The 5,120-nt window shown below is 39.7% G+C and carries 3 protein-coding genes and 1 pseudogene; 1 reads left to right on the top strand and 3 read right to left on the bottom strand.

All coding sequences use genetic code 11. From position 1 onward, the window contains the following. Positions 1–173: 173 nt before the first annotated feature. Together grxC and hflX are read right to left on the bottom strand one after the other, a co-directional pair. Positions 174–434, bottom strand: a complete 261-nt coding sequence (gene grxC / locus F6K22_RS31015) for a glutaredoxin 3 (protein WP_293107114.1) — start codon at positions 432–434, stop codon at positions 174–176. Between the two features lie 599 nt (positions 435–1,033). Then, entirely contained in the window at positions 1,034–2,758 is a 1,725-nt protein-coding gene (gene hflX / locus F6K22_RS31010) for a GTPase HflX (RefSeq protein ID WP_293107112.1), read from the bottom strand. 156 nt (positions 2,759–2,914) lie between these two features. Here hflX and F6K22_RS31005 point away from each other — a divergent pair, with 156 nt between their 5' ends. Further along, on the top strand, positions 2,915–3,301 hold the full coding sequence (locus F6K22_RS31005; RefSeq protein ID WP_293107109.1) for a DUF3611 family protein: 387 nt from the start codon (positions 2,915–2,917) through the stop codon (positions 3,299–3,301). A gap of 438 nt (positions 3,302–3,739) precedes the next feature. On the opposite strand, the pseudogene F6K22_RS43670 reads toward F6K22_RS31005, so the two are convergent. Next, positions 3,740–4,923: pseudogene (locus F6K22_RS43670) on the bottom strand (ISAzo13 family transposase); the annotation flags it as partial. Positions 4,924–5,120: the final 197 nt, after the last annotated feature.

Below are 5,120 nucleotides of genomic sequence, written 5' to 3'. Positions count from 1 at the left end.
GAAGGGAAAAATTTTCAACAAAATTCAGCAACTGACAAAAAATCTTACTTATTTTAAGAAATTTTAATCAAGAATGTTCCGATTTCTTATCAAGTGATGAGTGGTCTGCGTAAGTCCTGTACCCCTCTAAAAGCATAAATTCTAGTAAAGTTTTTTTTTTACCAGATTTGATACTAAACTGCTAGAAGTTGGTCTAGTTTCCCTTGAGCTTCTAATCCATGTAGCTCATCACAGCCGCCGATATGTTGGTCATTGATAAAGATTTGGGGCAAAGAACGACGGCCATTTGCTCTCACGGCCATCTTTTCCCGTTCTACATCGTCGCCATCTATAGCGTATTCCTGATAGTTTACTTGTTTTTTTTCTAAAAGGGCTTTAGCACGAATGCAAAATGGACAACTTGACCAGGTATAAATTTCTACGTTAGCAGACATAATCGATTACCAATAAGCAATATTTCTTAACTGATTGTAATATTAACTTGCTGTTTGGGAATGTTTTTAGATTTTAGATATTTTTTTCTGTCTTTATACTTATAGATATAGATACTAGGAAATTAATTAAACTTCAATACGATGCCCTTGAACTTAGACATATATCCCCCTATATTACATGAAGACGATGAATCCTTTGGAGTTATCTTAGTCCTCCAGGGACTTGATGTAGACAAGTCAGAGTATGCTGCCATAGCATCCGAGCTGAGTCAGGATAAATTCTGGGTGATTGTACCCAACTGCTTTCCTACCGGAAGAAATTACCTTGGATAATTGATAATTGATAATTAATCCCCAAAGGTTTAAAGCCTCTCCTTTTAAGGAAAAAAAAGCGGTCGTTTCGCTTCGCGACATGAATTGCTCGCAGTCCGTCAGGATGGGATGCCGAGGTCTCCTCGCTTGCCTCCAATCGACCAAGAGAAGAAATAATATTTCCTTATATTCAATTCCATTACGGTTAAACCCCGAGATAATTATCCATTATTCATTATCCATTATCAATTAATGAAATGGAACTTCCCTACATTATTGGTGGTTGACTATGAAGCAATAACATAATCAATAAGTTGTGCTAGTCGTTGACGCAAAGTTTGTAACCCAAGTCCCTTAGCAGCAGAAATAAATACCGCCATCGGATATTCTTCGTTGGCAAATCTTAAAGTATCTCCATCTACTTCATCAATTTTGTTAAAAGCAACTAAAGCAGGTCCTGGAGTTTCTGGCATTTCTGCCAAAATAGTCATCACAGAACGTATTTGACTTTGCCAAGCGGGATGAGACAGATCGACAACATGAAGTAAAGCATCTGCATCCGTAACTTCTTCCAGAGTTGCCCGAAAAGCATCCATCAGAGTAGGAGGCAGTTCGTGAATAAATCCCACCGTGTCAGTAATCACAATTGTAGTTGGTTTACCAGTCACAGTATCAGGAACAGTCAGACGACGAGTAATAGGGTCTAGAGTCGCAAACAATTTGTCTGCTGCATAAACTTCTGAATTAGTAAGTGTATTTAATAATGTAGATTTACCAGCATTCGTATATCCAACTATTGCCACTGTTGGTACTTCTTGACGCTGACGGTGTTGCCGCAGACGGGAACGATGTGCTTGTAACTGATTAACTTCTTTCTGCAACCGAGATATGCGTGCGTTAATTGCCCGACGTTCGGTTTCTAATTTAGTTTCACCGGGTCCCCTAGTACCAATACCACCACCAAGACGAGACATCGCTTCACCTCTACCCGTCAGACGAGGAATAGTATATTCCAGTTGAGCAAGTTCGACCTGTAATTTTCCGGCACGAGATTGAGCGCGTTGGGCAAAAATATCCAGAATAACTTCAGTGCGGTCTACAACTCTAACACCAATTTTTGTTTCTAGGTTGCGTACTTGAGCAGGGGAGAGGTCCCGGTCAAATACAACGAGGTTAGCTCCCACAGTTTGAACGCTCAGAGCAATTTCTTGAACTTTACCCTCTCCTACAACAGTTTGGGGATGGGGATGCGATCGCTTCTGATGTACCGTCTTTAATACTTGACCTCCAGCAGTATCAACAAGTCTAGCTAGTTCTGCCAATCCATCTTGAAATTCCCGATCGGTCATTTTATCTATTTTTATTCCCACCAGCAGCACTAGGTCTTGGTCAGAATCAACCTCTTGAGCAATAAATTCTCGTTCAAATTCTGCTTCCAATCCATCAACCAAGTCGATAAAGTCTTGCTTGGCAAGCATATCTAGACTAAGAGGAGGTGACACACTCCAAAACTTCAGCTCTTGAAGATCGGTATTTGCACGTTCATGTGTGGGAATAGGTAATAGGTGAGCTAGATAAGTTTGTTTAATGTAACCTGTCGCTCCTCCACCCCGACGTTTAAACCCTTCACCTGTAAGCGTCAGCATCACCAGAGCATCAAGTCGTTGAATTACCATTGCAGTCAGAGTGCCTTCCGAAGGCACTTCTGCTTTAAGGTTAGTAGCGATACAACGAATACCACTAAGACGACCTGCACCATAACGGGGTAATTCCAGGGGGGGAATTTGAGTTTGGCGGGGTGTGCCAATTCCCACCCGAATAATTTGTCCCCTACGATTGATGTATACGCAGACTGGTTGGCCAACTTCTGTACTGATGGAGGCGACTCTTTGGGCAAATTCGGAGGTGGTCAGGCGATCGCCTGGTAGTCGCTGATGGTACAACCTTTGGAGTTGTTTAAGTTGGTTAGATTTTAGACCTTGCAGATTTCCGTAGATGGTTTCGATAGGCATTCCTAGCCACGTTTTTGTGGCCCCTCTATATACTACTTTATGAATATTATAAATATATAAATATTTAATTATAATCTATAATCAAAATTTTTGCAATTAACATAATTTTTTTCTTGCTTATGATATATCAAAGATGATCTTATAGGACAACTAACTATGTTTAATTTTTTAATGGAAAACTCTTCTCCACCAAGTGTTCAGGAAATTGCTTTTGCTTTTCGTCGTTGGGGTTGGATTGGTTTTTGGGTGCAAATAGTATTTGCTTTTATTCCAATTATCATTTTGATATTTGCCCTATTTTTTACTAATAATCCTGACTATACTAGACCGGGAAATTTATACATAGGAGAATTTTTAGCTTTTGGTTGTCTATCAGCACTAATTTTTACTATTTACTGGTGTTTTCGTTATGTAAAGTTATCTAAAAAGCTAGAAAACCCCCAACTGCGACCTCCAAAAGCAGAGATGATTCAATGTTTATGGATAAGTTTAGGTAAGTTTAGTAGAACGGAAATACCCTCAAGGAAATTCCGACTGCCGTAATGGAACATCAAAAACCCTCACTGTTTCGCTTTCGCTGCGCGACATGAAACACGACATGAAACACGACATAAAAATCGTAGTTCCTCCGCAGGAGGCAAGCGATAGCGTCAATGACGGGAACATCACAGACGATTAATTCCTCGTTCATCGGAGGTGAAAAATATGACCGAAAGATTATACTTGTTAATTTCTGGCTCAGTTTTTGCTCTAGTTAGATTCTTTCACCTAATAAGGGACTTCCAAAAAATAAAATGTACAATTTATGAGAATGATAATCATTTTTATACGGGAGAGGAAGGGGTTGGCGATGCCAACCCCTTCCTCTCATAAATTGGCATCACAATTTCTGTACTTCACTTAGAACAAGCCAGTACACCCTATGGAAACTGAGATGAATTTTTGGCATTCTTGTCTTAAACTGGTTTGACGATCATTAAACTAACTGCTTCCACAACAAATATCAATAAACCACTTCCCTAGGTTTGGGAAATTTTCCTCACCGTAATTGAGACGTTGAATTTGATTCTCAACTTTTTTCATCGCTTTTTTCGTCAATTTCACTCCCGTCTGGTAAGTTTCTTTGACTAATCTGACGACGGGATGAATACCTTTCCACGTCATATTTTCTGCTAACTTGATAGCAGTCTCAACTCGCTCTAAAATGCTTCCATTCCAATAGTTTTCACCCTTCAGCCCTGGTTCTTTCAATGGGACCCTTATTTACTATGGTATGGCGGATAGTAAGCTAAACGTATATTTAGTTGGTATTGATGAGAGAACTCAACTATACGCTTCATAAATTGTGTGCGACGAGAATTATTTTCCGGTCCATTGTCTTGGTTAATAACCAATGTCTTCACACTAGGAAATCTCTTACCTTCTGTGTCCCAGAAATCTGCCAACACATCAACAATGAAGTCAGGAGTCACTATTGATTGAGTGAAATATAAAAATAGTTCATCTAATTCTCGCACAAAGATACCATAAGGAGTTAGGGTTGTTTTCGGAGCATAATCATGGTCTTGAGCAACAGTGGGTATTCTGCTTCTACCACCGCGATCGAATGAACCGATTTGGACTCGTGCCTTTGCATCCATACTTAGCCGTAAAATACTTGGGTCTTCCTTGGCCTCTTGATTTACTTTTTCTAATTGCTCGAAGATGGCTTCGGTTTCGGGAATTTTTTTTGAGGTTGAATTTTGGCTACCCGTTTCAGAGAATATCCTAAATCATTGAGCTTGTAGCGAATCGTTTCCGCAGTTGGTAACTCCAAGTCACTATAACCAAATTTTGAGATTAATTGTTTTCTGACAGCAGCCGCCCTCAGGCGTACATATAGTTTTTGGCTTTTGAAACTAGGGTCAGTTTGAGATTGGGAATCAACTAACTTTTTGATATCCTCTAAAAGATTTGGTAGATGTTCTTCGGCTTTCTTTCTCCCTTTAGCTTGATGATTATCTACACAGATGATGCCACTATTTAATTCTTTAATTCCTTTACTAATAGTTACTCGATTCCATCCTAATTCTTCTCGGAGCTAGACTCTGACCACCGTAGCCTAATCCTCAAACTGTTCGTGCCATAAATTGACGTACAGAAGGACCACGAAGTTGAGCTGCGGTCTATGCGATCACAAGATTTTCAGTTCCTCAGTTAATTCTATCGACATTCCAACTGCCTCAATATCCTCAAATCACGCCCCAGTTTCAAATTTACTACAAAAAAAGTGGAGTGGGAAGGGGCAGCTCATAGTTGCCCCTTCCTTTGACCAACAATAATTATCATTATCAATTGTACATTTGATTTTTTGGAGGTCCCT

Origin of the sequence: Okeania sp. SIO2F4 (assembly GCF_010672385.1) — a bacterium.
Taxonomy (GTDB): domain Bacteria; phylum Cyanobacteriota; class Cyanobacteriia; order Cyanobacteriales; family Microcoleaceae; genus Trichodesmium.
Note: the sequence above shows the minus strand (reverse complement) of the source record. Positions and strands in the feature narration are given on the sequence as shown.

Coding starts and splice junctions, on each gene's coding strand:
- grxC (WP_293107114.1), bottom strand. CDS start 434: ATGTCTGCTAACGTAGAAATTTATACCTGGTCAAGTTGTCCATTTTGC.
- hflX (WP_293107112.1), bottom strand. CDS start 2,758: ATGCCTATCGAAACCATCTACGGAAATCTGCAAGGTCTAAAATCTAAC.
- F6K22_RS31005 (WP_293107109.1), top strand. CDS start 2,915: ATGTTTAATTTTTTAATGGAAAACTCTTCTCCACCAAGTGTTCAGGAA.